This window comes from Rubinisphaera margarita, from assembly GCF_022267515.1.
GTDB lineage: Bacteria > Planctomycetota > Planctomycetia > Planctomycetales > Planctomycetaceae > Rubinisphaera > Rubinisphaera margarita.
Genome location: NZ_JAKFGB010000020.1, coordinates 105,616 through 127,326, shown reverse-complemented (window position 1 = coordinate 127,326; position 21,711 = coordinate 105,616). Strand labels below are relative to the sequence as shown.

Here is a 21,711-nt window from a genome sequence, read left to right as displayed (position 1 = left end):
TCGGGGCTGAGCCGCCCGCTGAAATCCGTTGATCCTGCACAGCGCAGTTGCCCAATCATTCTCAGCGGGGGAGGACCCTTTCTAATTCAGAAAAAAAGGGTCATCGGAACGCGATGACCCTTCCCGTTACTTCCGGTGAGTTCCTCAACAGACCGTGTTCGCGTGGCAGCACATGGGCGGGCTTCCGCCCCGAGGTGATTTGCGAACACTGTCCGATTTATCGGATCACACCTTCAACCTTCTGGCCTTTGTTGTCTTCGTCGGTCTTGGTGACCAGAACGGAAGTCGTCAGCATGAGGCCGGAAATCGAAGCGGCGTTCGTCAAGGCGGTCTTCACGACCTTGGCCGGATCGATGATGCCCTTCTTGACCATGTCGCCGTATTCACCACGTTTGGCGTCGTAGCCTTCGTTGGTCGACATGCCGAGCACTTCGTCGGCGATGACGGCTCCGTCGACGCCGCAGTTCTCCGCGATCTGACGGATCGGGGCCTGCAGAGCGCGGGCCACGATTTCGACGCCGATCCGCTCGTCGCCTTCGGCTTCAAGCTTGCGAACGACGTCGATGCAACGCAGCAGAGCGACTCCACCACCTGGCAGGATGCCTTCTTCGACGGCTGCACGGGTTGCGTGCAGGGCGTCTTCCAGACGGGCCTTGGTCTGCTTCATTTCAGCTTCGGTGGCTGCACCGACAGAAATGATGGCGACGCCGCCGGTGATCTTCGCGAGACGTTCCTGGAACTTCTCACGATCGTAATCACTGTCGGTGTTTTCAATGTGAGCACGAATCTGATCGACGCGAGCCTGAATCGCCTGAGGATCGCCAGCGCCTTCGATGATGGTGCAGGAATCCTTGGTGATCTCGATGCGACGAGCCTGACCCAGGTGGCTGACATCGATGTTTTCCAGCTTCAGACCCAGATCTTCAGAAATCAGGGTGCCGCCGGTCAGAACAGCAATATCGCCCAGCATCGCCCTGCGACGATCGCCGAAGCCCGGAGCCTTCACAGCCGAGATGTTGAGCACGCCGCGAAGCTTGTTCACGACCAGAGCCGTGAGCGGCTCGCCTTCAACGTCTTCAGAGATGATGAGCAGCGGACGGCCGGTCTGGGAAACCTTTTCCAGAATCGGCACGATGTCGCGGAGAGTCGCGATCTTCTTCTCGAAGAGCAGAATGAATGTATCTTCCAGGATACAGGACATCGTTTCTGGATCATTCACGAAGTACGGAGAAATGTATCCCTTGTCGAACTGCATCCCTTCGGTCAGTTCGAGAGTGATATCGTTTCCCTTGCCTTCTTCGACGGTAATCACGCCGTCGCGGCCGACTTTCTCCATCGCATTGGCGATCAGTTCGCCGATCGCATCGTCGTTATTGGCCGAGATGGCCCCGACGCTGGCGATTTCGGACTTCTCGGAAACTGGCTTGGCCATCTTTCCGAGCTTCTCGACAGCAGCCTGAGCCGCTCTCTCGATGCCGCGACGAACAACGGTCGGGTTCGCTCCCAGCGTCAGGCTGCGGAGGCCTTCTTCGAAGATCGCCCGAGCGAGCACGGTCGCGGTGGTGGTTCCATCGCCGGCGATGTCGCTGGTCTTGGAAGCAACTTCGTTAACCAGTTTGGCGCCCATGTGCTCGTAAGGATCGGACAGATCGACTTCCTTACTGACAGTCACGCCGTCCTTGGTCACGACGGGGTTACCGAAGCTTTTGTCGATAATGACATTGCGTCCGGTCGGGCCCATCGTCACGGCGACGGCGTCTGCCAGGACTCGCACGCCGCGCTGCAGCTTGACGCGAGCCTGATCAGAAAACAGCATTTGCTTTGCCACGTTGTATCTCCTCAATGTGCACCGCCGGAGCGTTTAAGCGGGACCGGCGTTTGTTTTTTTCGATGAACAGTTCTCGCACAACCTGGAATAGCGACAGGCCTGGAGAGGCATCCACCGCAGTTGACCGGTGGATGCCCTTGAGCGATGTCGACTAGACAACCTTGGCCAGGATGTCGCTTTCCCGGAGAATCTTGTACTCGGTGCCTTCGACTTCGATGTCGGTCCCGCCGTACTTGCCATACAGAACTTCGTCACCCTTGGCGACAGCCACGGCACAACGTTCGCCACTTTCGAGCAGACGACCTGGACCGACAGCAACAACCTTGCCGCGCTGCGGCTTTTCCTTGGCCGAATCTGGCAGCACGATACCGCCAGCGGTCACTTCTTCAGCTTCAACAGGCTGCACAACGACACGGTCATCAAGTGGATTCAACTGCATTGAAAGAACTCCTCTAGGATTTACTTTTGACTTTTATTCGAATTGGTTCCCGCGAGAACCGTTGATTCTGTGTTCTTACTGGTGGGACGCCACTGGCTCCGCCAGTGCGACGGAACCCCCTGACTTCGGAGCGATGACACTGGCTCTGCCAGTGTCATCGCTCTTTCACGAGCCTAGAAGCCCATGCCGCCCATGCCCGGCATGCCACCCATACCTGGCATTCCACCCATGCCACCCATACCGCCCATGCCCGGCATTCCGCCGCCCATGTCGTGATGATGGTCGTCATGGTGATCGGCTTCCGGAGCCGGTGCATCGACGACGATCGAGTCGGTGGTCATCAGCAGCGAAGCGACGCTCGATGCGTTCTGCAGAGCGGTGCGAACCACCTTGGCGGGATCGACGACACCGAACTCATACATATCGCCGTAGCGATCGTTCAGAGCATCGTAGCCGTAGGCCTTGCCCTTACCCTTGCGGACACGGTTGGCAACAACAGAACCGTCCTGGCCGGCGTTTTCAGCGATCTTCCGCAGCGGCATTTCCAGCACGCCTTCGACCAGCTGAGCTCCCAGAGCTTCGTCACCCTTGAGCTTCAGCCCCTGAACGGCATCGCGACAACGCAGCAGAGCTGTTCCGCCGCCGGGAACCACGCCTTCTTCGATGGCGGCACGGGTCGCAGCCAGTGCGTCGTCGACGAGGTCCTTCTTTTCCTTCATTTCGGTTTCAGTCGCTGCTCCGACGCGAATCTGAGCGACGCCGCCAGCCAGTTTGGCCAGACGCTCCTGCAGCTTCTCACGATCGTACTCCGAATCGGTCGCTTCGATCTCGCGGCGAATCTGTTCGGCACGACCTTCGATCGAAGCCTTCGAACCGGCCCCTTCGATGACGGTCGTTTTGTCGGAGCTGATCAGGATCTTCTTGGCGACGCCGAGATCCTTCACTTCGACCGTTTCGAGGTTCACACCCAGATCTTTGAACAGGGCGGTTCCCTTGGTCAGAATTGCGAGGTCTTCCAGCATTGCCTTGCGGCGGTCGCCATAGCCCGGAGCCTTGACGGCGACAACCCGCAGGATGCCGCGAAGCTTGTTCACGACCAGCGTAGCCAGTGCTTCGCCGTCGATATCTTCAGCGATGATCAGCAGCGGCACATTGGCCTGAGAGACTTTTTCGAGCAGAGGAACGAGCAGCTTCGCGCTGCTGATCTTCTCTTCGTGAATGAGAATGCGACAGTTTTCGAGTTCGACAGTCTGCTTGTCCTGGTCGGTCACGAAGTGCGGCGACAGGAACCCGCGGTCGAACTGCATCCCTTCGACCAGATCGACTTCGGTCGTCATATGACGGCCTTCTTCGATCGTGATCACGCCGTCTTTACCAACCTTCAGCAGTGCGTCTGCGAGAATCTCGCCGACTTCCGGATTGTTATTCCCGGCAATCGAAGCAACCGTCTTGATGGCGTCGCGATCGTTGGCCTTCACGGGCTTGGACATCGAGCTGAGATGCTCGGTGACAGCCGTGACAGCTTTCTGCATACCGCGGCTGAGCGACATGGCATCGGCTCCCGCGGCGATGTACTTCAGACCAGAGCGAAACAATGCTTCGGCCAGGACCGTAGCAGTCGTGGTGCCGTCGCCAGCAACGTCACCCGTCTTGGAAGCGACTTCCTTAACGAGCTGAACGCCACAGTTCTGGAACTTGTCTTCCAGTTCGATGTCTTCGGCCACGGTTACGCCGTCTTTGGTGACCTTGGGAGCGCCCCAGCCTTTGTCCAGCACAGCGTTCCGTCCGCGAGGCCCCAGCGTGCTGCTGACGGCGTTTGCGAGTTTGGTCACTCCTTCCAGGAGCTGCTTTCGCGCATCTTCATCAAAGCTCAACAATTTAGCCACGGCTTTTCCTCACTACTTCAGATTCCAAAACCCAGTTTTATATTCGATCGCTTGCCGTAATCGACCGCCGCTGTGTCCGTTGACTCCCGGTTCGTTTCGCACTGAGCGTCCGGACGACCAGCCCATCAAAGGTCTACACAGAAATGGCACGACCCCACAGTCGGGCTGCAGGATTGGCACATTACTTCTCTAGCGCCCGACAAGAACGCAACTCACGTGCCAGAGCGAAAAAGAGGGCAGAAATCCATGTTTTACAGCGGTTTCCGTGCGGGGGCCGCCTGGAGGACACCTCGTGGACCGGGACAGCTGCCATCTTGGCAGCGAGCAGAAGAGGGGTCGCCCGGTCGATTCGGGCCCGGCGACCACGGTCTTCGAGAAGCACTGAGCGTTCCTGAAATGGATCGCTCTACGGAGCCATCGGCACCCCGGCGGGATTCGCCGGGTTCGATTGGGGGATCTGGACCCGTGGTGGTGGCAGGATCTTCGGCGGCCGGATGTTGCCCGGGGCCTGTTCCAGCAGCCGGCGGAAGCCACGGAGGGTTTCCCGCATGCCGTCGTTGACCGTAATTCGGGGCACATCGACCGTACCATCGACATCGACCGTAAACAGAACAGGCAGCACGCCTTCGAGGCGGCTCATGACCTGGCTCGCCAGATTGATGCCGCCGCGACGTGGAGGACGATAGACGAAGTCGAAGTCGATCGTCCGGTCAAAGCGGATGTGCCCCTGGCCGAACAGACTCATCGTGTCGCCGAGCAGACCAATTTCGTCGAAGACGAACTTCTCATCCAGCACACGAAACTCGGCGTAGGCATGGCGGAATGCGGTGTCGTCTGCCGGAGCAAACCGCAGGGACTGGAACATCTGGAACAGGACCGGCACTTCATAGAGAGCCGCCGGACTGATGAGCAGTCGCCCGTTGCCCATCATTTGGCGTGTGGAAACGGCGTCGCCGGCCAGATCGATGTAACCGTTCATCTCGCCACGGATGTTGGCCTGTCCGTAATTGCTCTCGATCGCCCACTGCTCGAGATTGGCTCTGCTCAAAGTACACCGCAGGAGATAGGGCATCGTCGGCGTGCGATGGACCAGCAGATCGAGGAAGAGTTCTCCTCCAAAGATTCGGCCGGTCACGCGTTCTTCCCGGGAAACGGTCGCCCATTCCTCGGTCGCTTCTTCCCCTTCAAACATTTTGGGGGAGCCGATGGTCATTTTGTTTTCGGTGATAACGAAGGGCCCGTGCACATCGGTGACGTGATACCCCATCACCCAGCAGGAGTCGATCGCCAGCTTGCCGACCGGAGCGACCACAATGCCGTTCCGATCCATCCGACCCGCCATGGTCACCGTTCCGCTGACATCGTTCGCGTCCAGTCCGAGATAAAGATCCGCCTGATTGAGCACGACCTGCCCATCCCAGGCCGCGGTGACCGAAGCTCCTGTGTAGTCCCCTTTGAACTCCACCTGCCCGGCCAGCGAAACGGGATCACGCAAGCGAGCGGTTTCCAGAATCTCCCGCATCCGTCCAGGCAGCGCCGCCAGGAACTCGTGGTTCGGGAACAGATCGTCAACGTCGATGTGCTCAAACCGCAGTTGCCAGTACCCCGGGTGTGGCGTGAACGAACCCGATGTTTCCACACGACACTGATCATGCCGCGCGGTCAGATTCTGGAACGCCACCGAATAGTCTCGCCCCATGGTGACCGTCGACTCGAGTTCGGTCAGCCGATACGGGAATGCAGTCGGGTTGATCTCGCAGTTCTTCAACTTCATCAACGGAATCTCAGTGACCACCTTCTGCCCCGTCGTCCAGTTGAGCCGCAAATCGAGATCGAACGAACCGCGGGGCCGTAAGAGATCCCAGACACGAACGAACTCGTCGCCCGCTTGTTTTGTCGCCAGATAGAGTTCGCGATCGAACTGAGCATCCTTGGCACTCACATTCATTTCGAGCTTCCACTCTTTTCCAACCGGAACGACGGTGCCGTATCCGCGAAGCGGAGTTTCGCCGTGCGTTCCCATCACGCGAGTGAACTGCCAGCCGGTTTCATCGAACAACAGATGGCCGGAGATGTTGCGAATCGCGAGCGGGAAGGCTTTGACTCGCATGCTGCCGTCGTACAGATCAATCGCGAGCCGGACAATTGGCTTCCGGCCGCTGCTCAGTTTTCGCAGAATCACACAATGAACGTCGGCTGTTCCCGCCAGTTCCAGATACCGTACGACTTCCCGCTGCTTGTCGTTGAGGGCGCGATAGAACTGTTCGTCGACGGCGATCTTTTCCGTGGTGATGTCGATCACCGTTTCACACTCCGGACCAGGATCGATGACTGTGCCCGTCACCTTGACCGGACGGTCGCCAGCCAGACCGGTGAAGTCCAGTGCCCACGTTTCGGGACCTTCATCGTCGTCGGTACGTGTGATCGTGCCTTTGATGTCGTGCACCGGATAGGCGAACATCTCATGCTGCACGTTCCCTTCGTGAACGGTCGCATTGACGAGACTGGCTCCGACCGTGGCGTCGGGTTTGCGAATTAGTCTCAGATTGGCACTCATGCTGCCACGAGGCTGGAGTTCGTCGTAAACATTCTGCAGGCTCTTCGGCAGAAAATCGCGAACTTCCGGGGTCACCGCGTAGTTGATGAGCGAGACGTCAATTCCCTCGTTCACGTGAACCGGCAGAAGCCCCTGCTGCCAGCCCCAGGCTCCCGATAGCCGCACCGATGTCTTCCCGGAGGCGACCAGCATGTCATCAATCCGCATTCCGAGACCATCGACGGCTACGCTGCCCCGAATCTGATCCAGCGGAACGGGCAGATCGGGATGACGGAAGCGTCCATTAACGAGCTTCGCGAAAGCGGAATACTCGGGCGGCTTCCCCGCTTCGCGCGAGGAATGAAATTGCAGGCTCGCAGTCAGTTCGAGCGACGTCTCGGCTGTTTTCGGGACAGCATCCACCAGAACCGTGCGATCCTCGAGAGCCTCGCCCCTGGCGAACTTCCCGGGGGAAGCTTCCGACGACCGATTGCCTGACTGCAGCTGAGTCACGACCCGACTGGCTTCCGGCGAGATCATCGCCGCCGCTTCGAGGAGCGGCTGGTCGATTCTCAACTGCGACAGTTCGCCGGACAGATCCCATGTTTTGTGCAGCACATCGATCTCGCCGTAGAACTGCGAAGCTCCCAGCATCTCTTCGCGACCAATTCCGGAGAACCGGTACTGATGCCGGGCGATCGGGATCAGGTCCGTATCGACGGCGTCGATCTTCAGCCGCATCGCCCGACTGAACTGCTCGTGCTCCCACTGCAGGACGATGCCCGCATCGCGGATGCGAATCAACGGCAAAGCGACGTCTTCCCCGCCAGCGGTCGCAAACTGCTCCCAGTTCCACGAACCATCCGGGCGACGAATGATGGTCAACTCGGGTCGATCAAGCTCCACTGTCTGCACATCGACCTTCTGCTGCTTGAGCAACAGATCTCGATCGACCGTGATGCGAATTCCTGGAGCGGCAAAGATGGGTTGAGCCCCCGGTTCCGGAGCTAGACGAAAGTCGGAAACGACAATCCGTCCCCGCTGATCGAACTCGGCCGAAGCGAATTCAATTTCCGCTTCGGGGAACTTCGTCTTGAGAGCCTTGCGGATCTCCTGCGTGAGATAATGGTCCCGTTGAGACCAGCCCCACATCACGACGCCCAGACCGACCGCCGCGATAATGGCGGCACAAAAGATGAAGCCAATTAGCGACTCGCCGAAGAAGCCAAACCACGAGCGCCGCCGCGGCAGCTTTTGCGGCTGGGCCTCGCGTGGAGGCTTCGATCTGAATCGGCGGAAACGCATCTGGCCGGAATATCCCGAGGGTCAAAACATCGTGCTGCCGCAACTTGCGACACAACAGGCTCTTGGGAAAGTATCGACGCAATCGGCTCGCGCAACGCTGCCAATCGCGGTTCGGAAGGGAATTCCAGCGGCGAACCCGAAGCTCTGCGGAGGCAGGAGAGAGGTCTGTCGCGACATGGAACGTCCCTGTTCAACTGTCGAAACTGGTCCGTCGAGCGACGGAAACTCAGTCGGTGGTGGTCTGTGGCTGTTCCGATTTCGTGCGGCGGAATCGTTCCGCCAGCGCGATCCATCCGATCGCCGTAATCACAGCCAGCGAGTACTCCGCCGGCAGCCGATATCGCAGCGAACTGACGAACAGCGTGTGCAGAGCGGAAAAATACACGATAGGCAGGGTACAGAGGAAGACGAACCCCAGCGACATCCGCATCACCCAGACGCCATAAATTGCCCCGGCAAACAGAAAGATAGCCGAGAGGGCCAGAATCCAGCGAATTCCGGGGTGCTGAAACTGAGCCGCGTTGGGGAGCAGGTTCCAGTATCGCTCCAGTTTGATCAGCCCCAGCTCGAACGCCCGGCTCGGATTTGCCTTCGCGAACTCGAGAGCCAGGTCTTTGTAATGCTGGTTCATCTCGTATTCGCTCATCCGCTCGAGCACCCTGTCCTGCTCGAAGAACGTCATGTCACTGTCGCCGGTCGCCTGGGGATGCAGCCCGTCGTACAGACTCGGCCCCATCCACAACGTCGTCAGCACGAAATGCCCCGTCACCTGTTGATTGCGAATCCCCCATGGGAGCAGCGTCACCAACAGACAGGCCGCCATCGCCAGCGGCGAGAAGAGCCGCATCGAGAGCTTCGCTTTCGACCAGAGCACGATGATTGGGACCATCGCTAGCGGAAACAGCAGCCAGCTCGGGCGAATGTAAACTGCGATTGCCCCCAGCGCTCCGGTGAGAGCCGCCCAGCCGAGCTGGCTTTCCCAGTTTGAGTCGGCTTCCATCCAGCGGACCATCGCCCAGATATTCCAGATGATCGCGACCGCGAACAGACATTCGCTGAGGATCGTGACCGAAAATGCCACGAACGACGGCATCACCGCGACAATGAGCCCCGCCAGATAACCGGCCCATTTCGAATGACGGAAACCGAGCCAGCAGGCGGGGAAGACGGCGAGACTTGTGAGGATCGCCAGCAGATACCGGGCGGCGTGCAGATTGTCTCCGAAGACCGCGATCGAACCGGCCAGCACGGCGGGAAAGCCGGGCATTCGCATTACGTATCGTGGCGGGTTGTACAGCGAGAAGTCTTCGCCGTCCACGATCTTATGCGCAAGAATCCAGTATCCCGACGCGTCCCCCTCAATGAGAAACTGACGGTCGGGAATCCGATCCAGGGCGATATTCAAAACCGCAGCCGCAACCAGACGGGCGATAACCGCCAGTCCGAAAATCAGCCACACAGTCCGGTGCTCAGTTCGACTTGGAATTCGACTTCTTCTTGTTCTTGCTGTTCTGATTCTTGCCAGCCCGCTTCTTCGCCTGCCCCTCTTTGCCAATTTCGTCGACATTGATTTCCGGCAGCGCCTTGCGGTGCATTGCGATCACATCGGCGTACTCCGCCTTTCCCGCGAGGTTGGTCCACTCGTTCGGATCGCTGGCATGATCATAGTATTCTTCCGAGCCATCTTCATAGCGGATATACCGTCCCTGAGTCGAACGGACCGCATGATTGTTCTTCCCGTGCGTCGTAATACTGAACCGATCCTCTTTTGCATTCGGATTCGCGAGAAACTTCGCCAGCGACTGACCATCCAAATCCTTATTCGGCTTCAGCCCGCACAGGTCGATGAGCGTCGGATAGATGTCGAGCAGATTGCAGGGGACATCGCAGACGGCTCCGGCGTTCTTCGTGCCCGGCACCACAATCGCCAGCGGCACATGCGTCGTATCTTCCCAGAGCGCAAACTTCCGCCAGTGCTCTTTCTCGCCCAGATGCCAGCCGTGGTCGGTCCAGAAGACGATGATCGTGTTGTCACGATTCGGGCTCTTCTCGTACGCCTCGAGCACGCGGCCGACCATGTCATCCGTGAAGGAAATCGAGGCCAGATAGCCCTGCACTGCTTTCTTCCATTCGTCCCCCTTCACGACGGCGGCATGATCCCCGTCGGGACGCGCCATCTTCTTCCCCGGAGCGGGAATGTCGTTCAAGTCACCCTCTTTGACTTCCGGCAGCTGGATCTCATCGAGGGGATACTTGTCGAAGTACTCCTGCGGCACGAACCACGGCAGATGCGGCCGCGTGAATCCACAGGCCAGGAAGACGGGCTGATCCCATTCTTTATTCAGCTGCTCAATCACCCAGTCAGCAGTTTTGCTGTCGGGCATTTCGCTTGCCTGCTGCGGAACCGGGCCCCAGTCGAAATGCGACTTGTCGAGGCCATTCACGTTGTGCGGCCACTTGAAGTCGGCTCCGAACGTGTGCTTCTCCTTCGACGGAGCGTATTCATCCCAGGAGGGCGGATGGCCGCCGTGATAGATCTTGCCGGAGCCGAGGGCGTAGTAGCCGCTCTTCTGGAAGTGCTGGGGCAGCGTCGTCATGCTCTCCAGCGCCGGCTTCCACGGCGTGCCGTTGAAGTAGATCCCGGTCGTCGACGGCCGCCGCCCGCACATCAAAGCCGCCCGCGACGGATTACACGCCGGAGCCGCACAGTAGCACTTCGAAAAGAGCACGCCCATCTCGGTGAGCCTGTCGATGTTCGGCGTGTCCCCCTGCGGATGCCCATTGAGCCGACTGATCCAGTCGTTCATATCATCAACAGCAATGAACAACACATTCGGCTGAGCCTCAGCAGCCTGGGCCACGGGTCCCATGACGAGAGAACACAGAAGCAGCAGACAACCGAGCATGCGAAGCGGCATCAGAAACCCTTTCATCGAGAAGTCGAGATGAGGGCGTCATTCTGACAGAGAGCAGAAGGAAATGCGACCAAGCCATCGGAACATTCCGATTGGTAACAACGCGAAAACCAGGGATGCTAGCGATCCGACTTGCTAATTTCCGGCATGCTTTTGAACTGAAAGCTGTCAGCGATCAACTCGAAGCCTTCCTTGTTGATGCTCGCAGGCCCATCCCACCAGAACTCGGTCACGAACATCCCCTGAGTCTCGTCGGTGTAACCGAAGTATCTGACCAGGAACGGGTGGCCATTCTTCTCCCCAGACAACGTGACCCCATGCCCTTCCAGCGAACCCCATGTATCGAACGGAGTTCGTTTATGAATCTTAACCAAGGGAAAGTCAAAACGCGCGGAATTGACCTCCACCATCCGTTCGGCGTCAATTTCAAGGGGCATTACGACGAGACTCATCCGCCCTTTTCGCGGAGCGTCGATAAACATGAAATGGTCCGGATCGTACTCTTTCATCTGCGTATCAATCGACCAGTTTGCCGGATACGAAAACTTGAACAGTTCGCGATCGTGCGTGCTTACGTTTTCAACATCCGCAGGTTCCAGCGGACGCATCGGGGCAGAAACGATCCTTCCCCATCGATGCCACTGAATCACGCCTGAGGAATGCAATCCGCCAACAACCGCGATTCCGGCAACAGCAATTGCAGCAATCAAGAACAGCAATCGGGACTTGCGGGCATTCCGAGGCGACTCCTCACCTTCGGGTTGACGGAACTCTGTTTCAGCATCTGACATGACGGACCTGGTTGTTGAATACTGGCAATACTAAATGTCCACTGGGTGCGACGATGTGTACACTGAACCGCGAGCCGTTTCAACTCGTGCAAAGAATACCACGGGATTTTCACCGATCGCGGTCCTGAAGACGTATCAATGCTCAGTCACGTTGACATCGTGAAAACGAGCCCATTCCCAGCCTCCTGTTGCTTCGCAATACAACGATAAATCTCTGTACCATCCCTTTGAACTCATCGAGGACATTGCATGCCCACGCGAGCGTGGGCATGGCACCCGCGGCGGTCTTTCGGAATCGTTCTGCGCATGAAAAAAGGTGCACTCCGGGGAGTGCACCTTTCTCATATGATGAACCGCGTTTCGCGGGTTCGGCCTAGTACAGGTCGTCGTCGTGTCCGGAGTGCTTGTCGTCCTTCGGAGCTTCGGCGATCAGGGCGTCGCTGGTCAGCAGCAGAGTGGCCACGCTCGAGGCGTTCTGCAGAGCCGTGCGGGTCACCTTGACCGGGTCGATGACACCAGCCTTGACCATGTCTTCGTACTTCTCGGCAGCGGCATTGTATCCGACGTTGCCTTCCTGATCGAGGACCTTCTCGCAGATCACACTACCGTCGAGACCGGCGTTGTTGGCGATCTGAGTCAACGGAGCACGGCAGGCACGCAGAATGATCTGGTAGCCGACCTTCTCGTCGTGATTCAGCTTCTTGCCTTCAACCTTGGAGGAAGCACGCAGCAGAGCGACTCCACCACCCGGCAGGATGCCTTCTTCGACGGCGGCACGGGTTGCGTGCAGGGCGTCTTCAACGCGAGCCTTCTTTTCCTTCATTTCGCTTTCGGTGGCTGCACCGACGTTGACCTGAGCCACGCCGCCGGACAGCTTGGCGATCCGCTCTTCCAGCTTCTCGCGATCATAGTCGCTGCTGGACGCTTCGAGTTCACGGCGGATCTGATCGATCCGAGCCTTGATGTCGGACGTCTTGCCGGCACCTTCGATGATGGTCGTGTTGTCCTTGTCGACAACGACCTTCTTGGCACGACCGAGGTCGCTCAGCTGAATGTTTTCCAGCTTGATGCCCAGGTCTTCGAAGATGGCCTGACCGCCAACCATGATGGCGATGTCCTGCAGCATGGCCTTACGGCGATCGCCGTAACCAGGAGCTTTGACGGCTGCCACGTTGAAGGTGCCGCGAAGCTTGTTGATGACCAGCGTCGCCAGAGCTTCACCTTCGACATCTTCAGCGATGATCAGCAGCGGCTTGCCGGAGTTGACGACTTTTTCCAGAACCGGAACCAGGTCCTTGATGCTGGAGATCTTCTTCTCATGAATGAGGACGTAAGCGTCGTCGAAGTTGACTTCCATGTTCGTCGAATCGGTGACGAAGTACGGCGACAGGTAGCCGCGATCGAACTGCATCCCTTCGACAACTTCAAAGCTGGTTTCGAGGCTCTGGCCTTCTTCAACGGTGATGACGCCGTCTTTGCCGACCTGATCCATGGCTTCCGAGAGGATCCGACCGATTTCGGTGTCGCCGTTGGCGGCCACGGTTCCGACCTGAGCGATCGACTTCTTGGTTTTGCACTCGATCGACATGTTGCGGAGTTCAGCGGTGATGTCCGTAACAGCCTGTTCCATGCCACGCTTCATGTCGAGCGGGTTCACACCGGCGACAACAGACTTCAGGCCTTCATTGAAGATGGCTTCGGCCATGATCGTGGCGGTCGTGGTTCCGTCGCCGGCGACGTCAGACGTCTTGCTGGCCACTTCGCGAACCATGCGGGCGCCCATGTCTTCGAACTTGTCCTGCAGTTCGATTTCCTTGGCGACAGAAACGCCGTCCTTGGTAACGGTCGGCGAACCGAAGCTCTTTTCCAGAATCACGTTACGGCCACGGGGTCCGAGCGTCACTTTGACTGCGCGAGCCAGCTTGCTCACGCCGCGACGCATCGCTTCCTGTGCTTCCTGATCGAAAGCAATCATCTTTGCCATCTGTATCTCTCCTGAGAATTAAGTCTTGAGTATCTGAAATCGGTCGCCATCGAGGGCGGACGGAGAGTCCGCTCGGGCGAGCGCCGGGCCAGCAGGCCGCCGGCTGATTCGTTGCGGGACGGCGACAGCGGGTCGCCTCTCCCGATTTAGTAGGTCGCGAGGATGTCGCTCTCGCGGAGCAGCAGGTAGGTTTCGTCGCCCAGCTTGATCTCATCGCCGGCGTACGAACTGAAGATGACCTTATCGCCTTCCTTGACCGTCAGCGGCAGCTTGGTGCCATCGCTCTTGGTGTGCCCGTCGCCAATGGCGACAACCTCGCCACGCTGCGGCTTGCTCTGAGCCGAATCGGGCAGAACGATTCCTCCAGCGGTTTTCGTTTCTGCTTCCTGTCGCTTCAGGACGACTTTATCGCCCAGAGGAACGATTTTTACTGCCGAACTCACTGCCATGGGACATGCTCCTGATGTCTGCTTGCTGATGCTCGTTAAGAGAAGAAAAACCCAATCACCCCGCTGCCAAAATGGACGTCAGACGGGGCGTCTATTTCCACGCTGGATCATTAAGGCAACAGGCGTGCCAAATGAAGAGAACGTGAGCAAGGGCCGCCAAACGATGCCGCAGAGCCCTGTTTTTCAGGCTTTTTTTAGAGGCGCCCCCCTGAAGCCGTTTTCGGGCGACATCTGGCTAAAAGAAGAATCTGCCATGATGGCAGCCGTTAAGCGCGGTTTCTCCAGCGGCCCAAGAAGTCGCCGACAAGGGTGGTCCCGGGTTCTTAGTGAAGGGCTTCAATCGCTGAATTCGAAGCAGCGTTGAATCTACACCCCCGTCAAACGGTATTCTCCGACGGCTTCGCCGCCCTGATGGCAGAGCGACCAGAGAATTCCCCGTAAGATCCTACCTTGCAAGGACTTGCAATGTTGACTCTCCTCACCCCGACGACCGACTGCCGCCGCAATGGTTTTCGTCCACGGACAGGGATGTCTGTGCCACTGGCTGAGGGTGACGAATAAAGACAGGGAGTTGAAAACCAGACCTGTGGTTACGTCAGGGGTTTCTGGCCCTGTTCTTTGCGGCGGTCGTTCAACTGCTTCAACGCTTCCGGCTCCAGTTTCAGCAGTTTGACCAGCTGGGAACTGCTTACTCCGAGCTGCTCTGCCGCGGCTTTGTGTTCCCAATCCGTGGCCTGCAGAACATCCAGAGCATCCGCCAGCAATGTCGGAAAGTCCCGGTGATGTGGACTGACAACGATCTTTCCTCCCTGGACGCGAGACTTCCAGAGCTCTTCGTCCGGAAGCGGCTCTCCCGGAGTGCGGTAGGACAACGCCAGTTCCAGTCGCAGCCGTTCGACGGCCTGCTTCTGATTCTCGATCTGTGATCGCCGCTCGCTCGCCATTGCCGAAAGATCGGTTGGCCGATGTCGAACGCGAATCGCGGTCTCCACTTTATTGCGATGCTGCCCGCCCGGGCCGCTCCGCCGCTGGCGCTTCATCTCGCATTCGGCCAGCAGATCCTCTTCACTCAGCCGGCAGGGGTGTTCGACGCGGTCCATCAGGCCTCTTCCAGGTTAAACCATTTCGGCACGGGAGGCGGCTCGTAGGCTCCCATCTTTTCAATCAATTCCTCCGGCCCGGTCCCTACGCACACGAGATTCCGATGCTCCGGCCGCACAAACTGCGACTCGATGGAATGCTCGACCAGATTGACCAGCGGATCGTAGAAACCGTCGGCATTTAACAGCCCGAGCGGCTTGCGGTGGACGCCCAGCTGGGCCCACGTCATCACCTCGAAGAACTCCTCAAACGTGCCGAGTCCCCCCGGCAGAGCGATGAAGGCGTCGGACAGTTCAGCCATCTTCGCTTTGCGGGTGTGCATATCCGGCGTGACGATCACATCGGTCAAGCCGGTGTGCAGCAGTTCTCTGGTCGCCAGAAATTCGGGAATCACACCGACAACCTCGCCCCCTTCGGCCAGAACGGCATCGGCAATGGCTCCCATCAGCCCGACACTGCCGCCCCCGTAAACGAGTGACCAGCGGTTTCGGGTCAGCAGACGGCCCAGGTTCTGAGCCGCCTCGCGGAACTGCGTTCCCTTTCCCAGCTGCGATCCGGCGAACACGCAAACGCTTTTCCAGTTCGGTACAGTTCCTTCCGTCACGCTTTTCCCTTATGAAACTGATCTTCAGAATGATTCGGAGGCGGACTACACTACCGCCCGCCGCCGCTGAGATTCCCAATTCATGAAATCGCAGCGAGCGACAACGGAGCGGGTTACGAAAACGGCCTGCCGAATTCCGAGCTTGAAAAAGCACGACCGCCCGTTGCACATTATCTCTTTTCACCCTGAATTGAAACGACATGCGTACTGCTTATCTCGAATGCCAGATGGGAATCAGCGGCGACATGACGCTCGGCGCTCTGATTGACGCCGGCGTCGATGTCGATGTGATCCGGGCTGGCATCGATTCTTTGAACCTCGAAGGCGTGGAACTGCATGTCGAGAAGATCATCAAAGGGGGCTTCGCCGCCACAGCTGTCACGGTCAAACATCCGAAACAGCACGCTCACCGCCACATGAGCGACATTCGCGAGATCCTTTCCCGGTCGGACGTCATCACCGACGACCAGAAGCAGCTGGCTCTGCAGATCTTCGAAGCGATCGCCGGAGCCGAGGCGAAAGTTCACGGCTCGACGGTCGACAAGGTTCACTTTCACGAAGTCGGAGCAATCGACTCGATTGTCGATATCATCGGAGCGGCCATCGGCTTCGACCTGCTGGATGTCGATCTGATCTGCTGCAGCTCCATTCCGACCGGACACGGCCTCGTCCACATCGATCACGGCATCTGTCCCATTCCCGCTCCCGGCACGGCCGAACTGCTCAAAGGGATTCCGCTCCAGGATGTGCCAGTCGAGTTCGAGCTGACCACGCCGACGGGAGCCGCCATCGTTCGCGTTCTCGTTGATCGATTCGGACCGCGACCGCCGATGACGATTGAACAGATCGGCTACGGAGCCGGAACGAAGACGTTCCCGCAGCGTGCGAATCTGCTGCGGCTGTTCGTCGGGCAGAGCGTTCCGACCAAAGACCGTGAGACGGTTATTCTGCTCGAAACGAATCTCGACGACACCACGCCGGAAGTCGTCGGCTACACACGGCAACTGCTCGAAGAAGCCGGGGCGCTTGATGTCTACACGACTTCGATCGACATGAAGAAGAACCGGCCGGGCGTGCTGCTCAGCGTGCTCTGCCAGCCGCTGCTGTCCGATGAGCTGCAGGACATCATTTTCGAACAGACCGGCACGCTCGGCATCCGCATTTCACCGCTCGAACGGGCCACGCTGTCTAGATCGGTCGCGACTGTTGAAACCGTTTACGGCTCCATTCGGGGCAAGGTCACCCGCCCGGTCGGACGGACCGAATGGTTCCAGCCGGAGTTTGAAGACTGCGCCAAAGCCGCCAGCGAGCACGATATCCCGCTGAGGGATGTCTATCGGACCGCTCAAAGCGTCTTCGCCGAGCACCAGTCCACTGCCGCGACCCACGACCACGACCACGACCACGACCACGACCACGATCACGATCACGATCACGATCACGATCACGATCACGATCACGATCACGATCACGATCACGATCACGATCACGATCACGACAAATAACCACTCAACGTCTTTGCCCGCGTTCCCGGGAGGATCCCTCGAATGCTCAATGGAATGGAATCGACATTCATCATTTTCGGCATCATCCTCCTCAGCAGTGGACTGCTGCTGTGGAAGACGAACGCTGCCCGCAACCGCATCGCCCGGCAGGACCCAATCCGGGACCTGGCCCGCGAACGGGACCAGAAGGCGCAGTCGCCCGAAGCATACATCCACGACATGGAAGTCCGACTGTTCGATTACGGCCGCGAAGTCGAGGGCCGCGTCGAAACCACGCTCACGCTGCTCGATCGGCTCATCATGGACGCCGAGAGCGAAGTTACGCGTCTCGAAGACCTGCTCAGCGTGTCGCGTGTGTCATCGACTTCTGAACCGGTCAATCAGGAACGTCTCCGGCAACTGATCGCTGCCGGTCTGACCGATGAAGAGATTTCCCGGTGTCTTCGTTGCAATATCGAAACGGTTCAAACCGCCCGACTCGGCAACGGCCCTGGCCGGGAAGCTGCGTGATACCAGGGCGGAATGATTCTTCGCCTCATCGCCCGCCGGAATGCAACCAGATCGTCAGAATGATGCCGCACACCCCGAGAAGGATCGCGACCACAACGCCGAGCGAAACGCGGTGAAACCGCAGCGGCAAACCCCGCTTCAGTCGACTGAGCGTGTGCCAGTGCTTGAAGGCCACCGAGAGATTGACCAGCACACCGAGTGCGACCAGGAGCGTTCCGAACCAGAGGGAGAACGCCTGCGTGTCGGGAGGTAACGAGTCGCCCTGCGAGGGGAACTCCTGCAGAAACATCCCAAAGCGGGCCACGACGAAACCGAAGCCGATCATCGCCAGACCGGTCCGAATCCACGCCAGTAGAGTCCTCTCCGCCGCGTAATAGACGCGGGGATCGCCAATCAATCCCTGTTCCTGGGGCTCTGCGGTCATTGATAACGGCCTCCGGTGAGGGTTCATAAATCGTCTGCGTTCATCATATCGCGTTCACGCAGGACGCAATCTCCCTCCGCGAAATGTGTCAGTTGTCCGATCCCTCTTTGTGACGAGGATCGACTCTGCTATGTTAAATCGAGTCGAGGTCGGTCACAGGCCGCCTTGGAAATTCACGCGAAGTTCTGTCGGATACGAGAGTCAGTTATGAGAGCCAGCCTTTCCGTTATCGCCATCCTTCTGACCTGTTGCCTCACGCTGCAGGCGGCTGACAACGCCGCGCTGAATGCGAAGGTCAAAGAAGATGTCAACAAGATCAACAACGCCATCATCGAAGGCAAGTTCGAGACGGTCGTCGACCTGATGTATCCGCCCGCAGTCCAGGCAGCCGGCGGTCGCGAGCCGATGCTCCGCCTCATGGAAACCGGCAAACAGAACATGAACAAACAGGGCTTCTCGTTCCAGAATGCCACCGTCGCCGAACCGTCTGCTCCCATTGCCGGCGGCGAAAAGTGGTTCCTCACCGTTCCCTTCGACCTCACAATGAAAGTCCCCGGCGGGACCTTGAAGTCGCAGTCGTACCTCATCGGCATTTCGAATGACCAGGGCCAGAATTGGTCCTATCTCAATGGGACCGAAGATGTTCAGGGACTCAAGAAACTCGTCCCCGACCTGCCCGAGACCCTGAAACTGCCGGCTCGTAAACAGCCGCAGTTCACGCCCGACGCCAAAGAGTAAAACTCGCACCGGCGGCAGGATGCCGCCGCTACGGGGGCCTAAACACGGTTTGCAGCCGGGTGACTTACATCGTGCGTTGTGCAGCCGGTATGATGGAAATTCGTCGCCGATGCGCATTTCCATCCTGACTCTCCCCACGATGAGGTCCCACCAATGCTGCGAAGCCTGGCTCTGCTGACGTTTCTTCTCCTGATCACCCCCGCCCTCAAGGCCGCCGAGCCGAACTGGATCGATGTTTCGAAGTCGACCATGGGCGAAGGCGATATCGCCTGGTACGACGCGAAACTGCTCACCATCGAAGGCCAGGGCTGGTCCGACACGAAAGCTCCGTACGATCGGCTGCCTCCCAAAGCGGAAGAAACGGTGCGCGGGTCCGTCTGGAGTTTGAGCCGGCACTCGGCTGGGATTGCTGCCCGATTCGTCACGAACGCGACGAAGATCGATCTTCGCTGGGAGCTGACCAGTTCGCAACTCGATATGCCCCACATGGCGGCGACCGGCGTGAGTGGCATCGATCTGTATGTTCGCGACGACGCCGGCGAATGGCGGTGGCTCAACTGCGCCCGCCCGTCCGCCCAGAAGAATACAACCACGGCAATCAGCAAGATTCCCGAAGGGACGCGGGAGTACATGATCTATCTCCCGCTCTATAACGGCGTCACGTCGGTGGAAGTCGGCATTCCCGCCAACAAGGAAATCGCCCCCGGTCCGGAGCGTCCGGAAGGGCATCAGAAACCAATCATCTTCTATGGCACCTCGATCACTCACGGGGCCTGTGCCTCTCGTCCCGGCATGCCGCATCCCGCGATTCTGGGCCGCCGGTTCGATCGCCCGGTCATCAACCTCGGCTTCTCCGGTAACGGACGCATGGAGCCGGAAGTCGCCGAACTGATCGCCGAGATTGACGCAGCCGTCTACGTCATCGACTGCCTGCCGAACATCGGAGCCAAGGAAGTCCTCGAACGTACCAAAGACGTCGTTGGCATCCTCCGCGAAGCGCATCCCGAAACGCCGATCCTGCTTGTCGAAGACCGCAGCTATTCCAACAGCTTCCTGGTCACCTCGAACCGGGAACGCAATCTCACAAGCCGCGAAGCCCTGAAGAAGATGTACGACGAACTCCAGTCCGAAGGCGTCAAGCACCTCTACTACCTCGAAGGCGAACACCTCCTCGGCGACGACAACGAAGGCACCGTCGACAGCTCCCACCCCACCGACCTGGGCTTCTGGCGACAGGCCGACGCGTTTGAAGAGGTGCTGAAGCCGTTGTTGGACTAGGGAACGCTCGCGGACGCTGTAAAGTTCTTCAAGTGAAACGGATGACTCAGACGCGTGCGTCTGAGTGGCGGAGCCACAAGAGGCGGGTGACCGACGTCTGCCTTTCGTCCGCGTCGGTAACCGGCTTCCTGTTCCTGCGGAACCCAGACGTGCACGTCTGGGCCATCCCTATTTGCTCATCAGCTCCGCGAGTTCGATGGCTCGATGTTCTTCGGCGGATTGGTAGCAGGCGTCGACGAGGGCCATGGTCCAGAGGTTGTCGCGGGCGTTGAGGCTGGCTGGGTGGCCGGTTTCCAGTGAACGGAGCAGTTCGCACATCGGGCCGGCGAAGGCGTCGGGGAACCAGACTTCGTTCCACCGGGGTTGATGCCATGTCTCCGGCTCGGCGGTCGTTATGAAATCGAGGGTGCTCGGGGAACGGGCGGGGTAGTCGGGCCAGCCGATGGTGCCGCGTGCCAGGCCGGTGGTGCCCTCGATCCGCCAGTTGATGCCGTGGTCTTTGCCGGGGCCTTCTGCGATCGGGCCGGCCCAGACATCGTCCCAACTGCTGACGCGAAGTCCGTTTTCGTATTCGAGAATGTAGGTGCAGATTCCATCCTGATGCGGGAACTTCGTACGGGGATCGGTGCGGGTGCTGGCGAAGACGCGTTGCGGGTTACCGAACCAGTAACGGAATGTGTCAAGGTGGTGAATCGACATCACGCGGAGTGTGAGCCAGCCGAGCCGCTCCTGCCAGGGCATCCAGTGGGGCACCGCTCGCATCTCGATGGTGGCGAAGACCGGGTCGCCGAGAGCGTTCTGATTGAGAAGCGACTTCGCGGCTCGCACGGACTGGTCGTACCGCATGTTCTGATTGACGACCAGCGTGACCCCCGCGGCTTCGCACATCTCGACGATTTCGCGAGCCTGCTGCAAATTCATGCCGAGAGGTTTCTGCGCGAGGATGCCGCGAATGTGCGGCTGCCGAACCGCTTCGCGGATGACATCGATCTGCACATCGGGTGGGACGGCGATATCGATGACCGGAATCGAGGAATCGGAAAGCAGATCCGATGGCGATTCATAGACCTTGAGACCATGTCGAACCGCGACCGATTCCGCGGATGACTTCGTGCGGGAGGCAATCCCGACGGGAGTGAGCCCGTTGTCCAGATACGCGGGCAGCTGACAGTCGGCCATGATGAAGCCCGCTCCGATGCAGCCGATGGGAACGGAGCGATCCTGCGGGAGTTGCGGGTGAATGTCGAGCTGGTAGTCGCCGGAGTGAATCATGGTTGGCTCCAGACTCAGGGAAGTTCATTTCCGTTGCGGCGGCATCCTGCCGCCGAATCGATGTTGCAGATCAGATGACGTTGGATTGTTTTGAAGTCTTGACCGGTTGTTTCAGGGAATATGACTGCGTCTGTCCCGTTCGGAAG

General features: G+C 58.8%; 17 protein-coding genes. 4 read left to right on the top strand and 13 right to left on the bottom strand.

Annotated elements, in window-relative coordinates:
• Positions 1 to 217 precede the first annotated feature (217 nt).
• The 11 genes from groL (L1A08_RS19155) to L1A08_RS19105 form a co-directional block, all read right to left on the bottom strand.
• Positions 218 to 1,828 carry a chaperonin GroEL gene (gene groL, locus L1A08_RS19155; RefSeq protein ID WP_238758139.1) on the bottom strand — a complete coding sequence of 537 codons (1,611 nt, stop codon included), beginning with the start codon at positions 1,826 to 1,828 and terminating at the stop codon, positions 218 to 220.
• A 151-nt stretch (positions 1,829 to 1,979) separates the two neighbouring features.
• Positions 1,980 to 2,267, bottom strand: coding sequence for a co-chaperone GroES (gene groES / locus L1A08_RS19150; RefSeq protein ID WP_238758138.1), 288 nt, complete (start codon positions 2,265 to 2,267; stop codon positions 1,980 to 1,982).
• Positions 2,268 to 2,440: 173 nt separating this feature from the next.
• Positions 2,441 to 4,153: a chaperonin GroEL gene (gene groL, locus L1A08_RS19145; RefSeq protein ID WP_238758137.1), complete on the bottom strand. Its 1,713-nt coding sequence runs from the start codon at positions 4,151 to 4,153 to the stop codon at positions 2,441 to 2,443.
• Between the two features lie 406 nt (positions 4,154 to 4,559).
• Positions 4,560 to 7,994, bottom strand: coding sequence for a hypothetical protein (locus L1A08_RS19140; RefSeq protein WP_238758136.1), 3,435 nt, complete (start codon positions 7,992 to 7,994; stop codon positions 4,560 to 4,562).
• Positions 7,995 to 8,220: 226 nt separating this feature from the next.
• Positions 8,221 to 9,453, bottom strand: a complete 1,233-nt coding sequence (locus L1A08_RS19135) for an ArnT family glycosyltransferase (protein ID WP_238758135.1) — start codon at positions 9,451 to 9,453, stop codon at positions 8,221 to 8,223.
• Between the two features lie 10 nt (positions 9,454 to 9,463).
• A complete protein-coding gene (locus tag L1A08_RS19130; RefSeq protein WP_238758134.1) occupies positions 9,464 to 10,927 on the bottom strand; it encodes a sulfatase in 1,464 nt (487 codons plus the stop codon).
• Positions 10,928 to 11,028: 101 nt separating this feature from the next.
• Positions 11,029 to 11,418 carry a hypothetical protein gene (locus L1A08_RS19125; protein ID WP_238758133.1) on the bottom strand — a complete coding sequence of 130 codons (390 nt, stop codon included), beginning with the start codon at positions 11,416 to 11,418 and terminating at the stop codon, positions 11,029 to 11,031.
• 655 nt (positions 11,419 to 12,073) lie between these two features.
• A complete protein-coding gene (gene groL, locus L1A08_RS19120) occupies positions 12,074 to 13,684 on the bottom strand; it encodes a chaperonin GroEL (protein WP_238758132.1) in 1,611 nt (536 codons plus the stop codon).
• Between the two features lie 146 nt (positions 13,685 to 13,830).
• Positions 13,831 to 14,133 (bottom strand): co-chaperone GroES, encoded by a 303-nt coding sequence (groES, locus tag L1A08_RS19115; protein WP_238758131.1) that lies wholly within the window; start codon positions 14,131 to 14,133, stop codon positions 13,831 to 13,833.
• A gap of 590 nt (positions 14,134 to 14,723) precedes the next feature.
• Complete coding sequence (locus tag L1A08_RS19110; protein ID WP_238758130.1) at positions 14,724 to 15,233, bottom strand: peptide chain release factor family protein; 510 nt, start codon at positions 15,231 to 15,233, stop codon at positions 14,724 to 14,726.
• A complete protein-coding gene (locus L1A08_RS19105; protein ID WP_238758129.1) occupies positions 15,233 to 15,799 on the bottom strand; it encodes an LOG family protein in 567 nt (188 codons plus the stop codon). The genes L1A08_RS19110 and L1A08_RS19105 overlap by 1 nt, the downstream gene beginning before the upstream one ends.
• Positions 15,800 to 16,038: 239 nt before the next feature.
• On the opposite strand from L1A08_RS19105, the gene larC reads away from it, so the two are divergent.
• Both larC and L1A08_RS19095 read left to right on the top strand, forming a co-directional pair.
• Positions 16,039 to 17,343, top strand: a complete 1,305-nt coding sequence (gene larC / locus L1A08_RS19100; protein ID WP_238758128.1) for a nickel pincer cofactor biosynthesis protein LarC — start codon at positions 16,039 to 16,041, stop codon at positions 17,341 to 17,343.
• Between the two features lie 42 nt (positions 17,344 to 17,385).
• Positions 17,386 to 17,853, top strand: a complete 468-nt coding sequence (locus L1A08_RS19095; RefSeq protein ID WP_238758127.1) for a hypothetical protein — start codon at positions 17,386 to 17,388, stop codon at positions 17,851 to 17,853.
• 25 nt (positions 17,854 to 17,878) lie between these two features.
• On the opposite strand, the gene L1A08_RS19090 is transcribed toward L1A08_RS19095, so the two are convergent.
• A complete protein-coding gene (locus L1A08_RS19090; protein WP_238758126.1) occupies positions 17,879 to 18,277 on the bottom strand; it encodes a YidH family protein in 399 nt (132 codons plus the stop codon).
• 207 nt (positions 18,278 to 18,484) lie between these two features.
• On the opposite strand from L1A08_RS19090, the gene L1A08_RS19085 reads away from it, so the two are divergent.
• Both L1A08_RS19085 and L1A08_RS19080 read left to right on the top strand, forming a co-directional pair.
• Complete coding sequence (locus L1A08_RS19085) at positions 18,485 to 19,015, top strand: hypothetical protein (RefSeq protein ID WP_238758125.1); 531 nt, start codon at positions 18,485 to 18,487, stop codon at positions 19,013 to 19,015.
• Positions 19,016 to 19,168: 153 nt separating this feature from the next.
• Positions 19,169 to 20,293, top strand: coding sequence for an SGNH/GDSL hydrolase family protein (locus L1A08_RS19080; RefSeq protein ID WP_238758124.1), 1,125 nt, complete (start codon positions 19,169 to 19,171; stop codon positions 20,291 to 20,293).
• 168 nt (positions 20,294 to 20,461) lie between these two features.
• Here the strand turns inward: L1A08_RS19080 and L1A08_RS19075 are convergent, their stop codons facing one another.
• Positions 20,462 to 21,565, bottom strand: coding sequence for a Gfo/Idh/MocA family protein (locus L1A08_RS19075; RefSeq protein WP_238758123.1), 1,104 nt, complete (start codon positions 21,563 to 21,565; stop codon positions 20,462 to 20,464).
• Positions 21,566 to 21,711: the final 146 nt, after the last annotated feature.

Coding starts and splice junctions, on each gene's coding strand:
- groES (WP_238758138.1), bottom strand. CDS start 2,267: ATGCAGTTGAATCCACTTGATGACCGTGTCGTTGTGCAGCCTGTTGAA.
- L1A08_RS19140 (WP_238758136.1), bottom strand. CDS start 7,994: ATGCGTTTCCGCCGATTCAGATCGAAGCCTCCACGCGAGGCCCAGCCG.
- L1A08_RS19130 (WP_238758134.1), bottom strand. CDS start 10,927: ATGAAAGGGTTTCTGATGCCGCTTCGCATGCTCGGTTGTCTGCTGCTT.
- L1A08_RS19125 (WP_238758133.1), bottom strand. CDS start 11,418: ATGAAAGAGTACGATCCGGACCATTTCATGTTTATCGACGCTCCGCGA.
- groL (WP_238758132.1), bottom strand. CDS start 13,684: ATGGCAAAGATGATTGCTTTCGATCAGGAAGCACAGGAAGCGATGCGT.
- groES (WP_238758131.1), bottom strand. CDS start 14,133: ATGGCAGTGAGTTCGGCAGTAAAAATCGTTCCTCTGGGCGATAAAGTC.
- L1A08_RS19110 (WP_238758130.1), bottom strand. CDS start 15,233: ATGGACCGCGTCGAACACCCCTGCCGGCTGAGTGAAGAGGATCTGCTG.
- larC (WP_238758128.1), top strand. CDS start 16,039: ATGCGTACTGCTTATCTCGAATGCCAGATGGGAATCAGCGGCGACATG.
- L1A08_RS19095 (WP_238758127.1), top strand. CDS start 17,386: ATGCTCAATGGAATGGAATCGACATTCATCATTTTCGGCATCATCCTC.
- L1A08_RS19090 (WP_238758126.1), bottom strand. CDS start 18,277: ATGACCGCAGAGCCCCAGGAACAGGGATTGATTGGCGATCCCCGCGTC.
- L1A08_RS19085 (WP_238758125.1), top strand. CDS start 18,485: ATGAGAGCCAGCCTTTCCGTTATCGCCATCCTTCTGACCTGTTGCCTC.
- L1A08_RS19080 (WP_238758124.1), top strand. CDS start 19,169: ATGCTGCGAAGCCTGGCTCTGCTGACGTTTCTTCTCCTGATCACCCCC.
- L1A08_RS19075 (WP_238758123.1), bottom strand. CDS start 21,565: ATGATTCACTCCGGCGACTACCAGCTCGACATTCACCCGCAACTCCCG.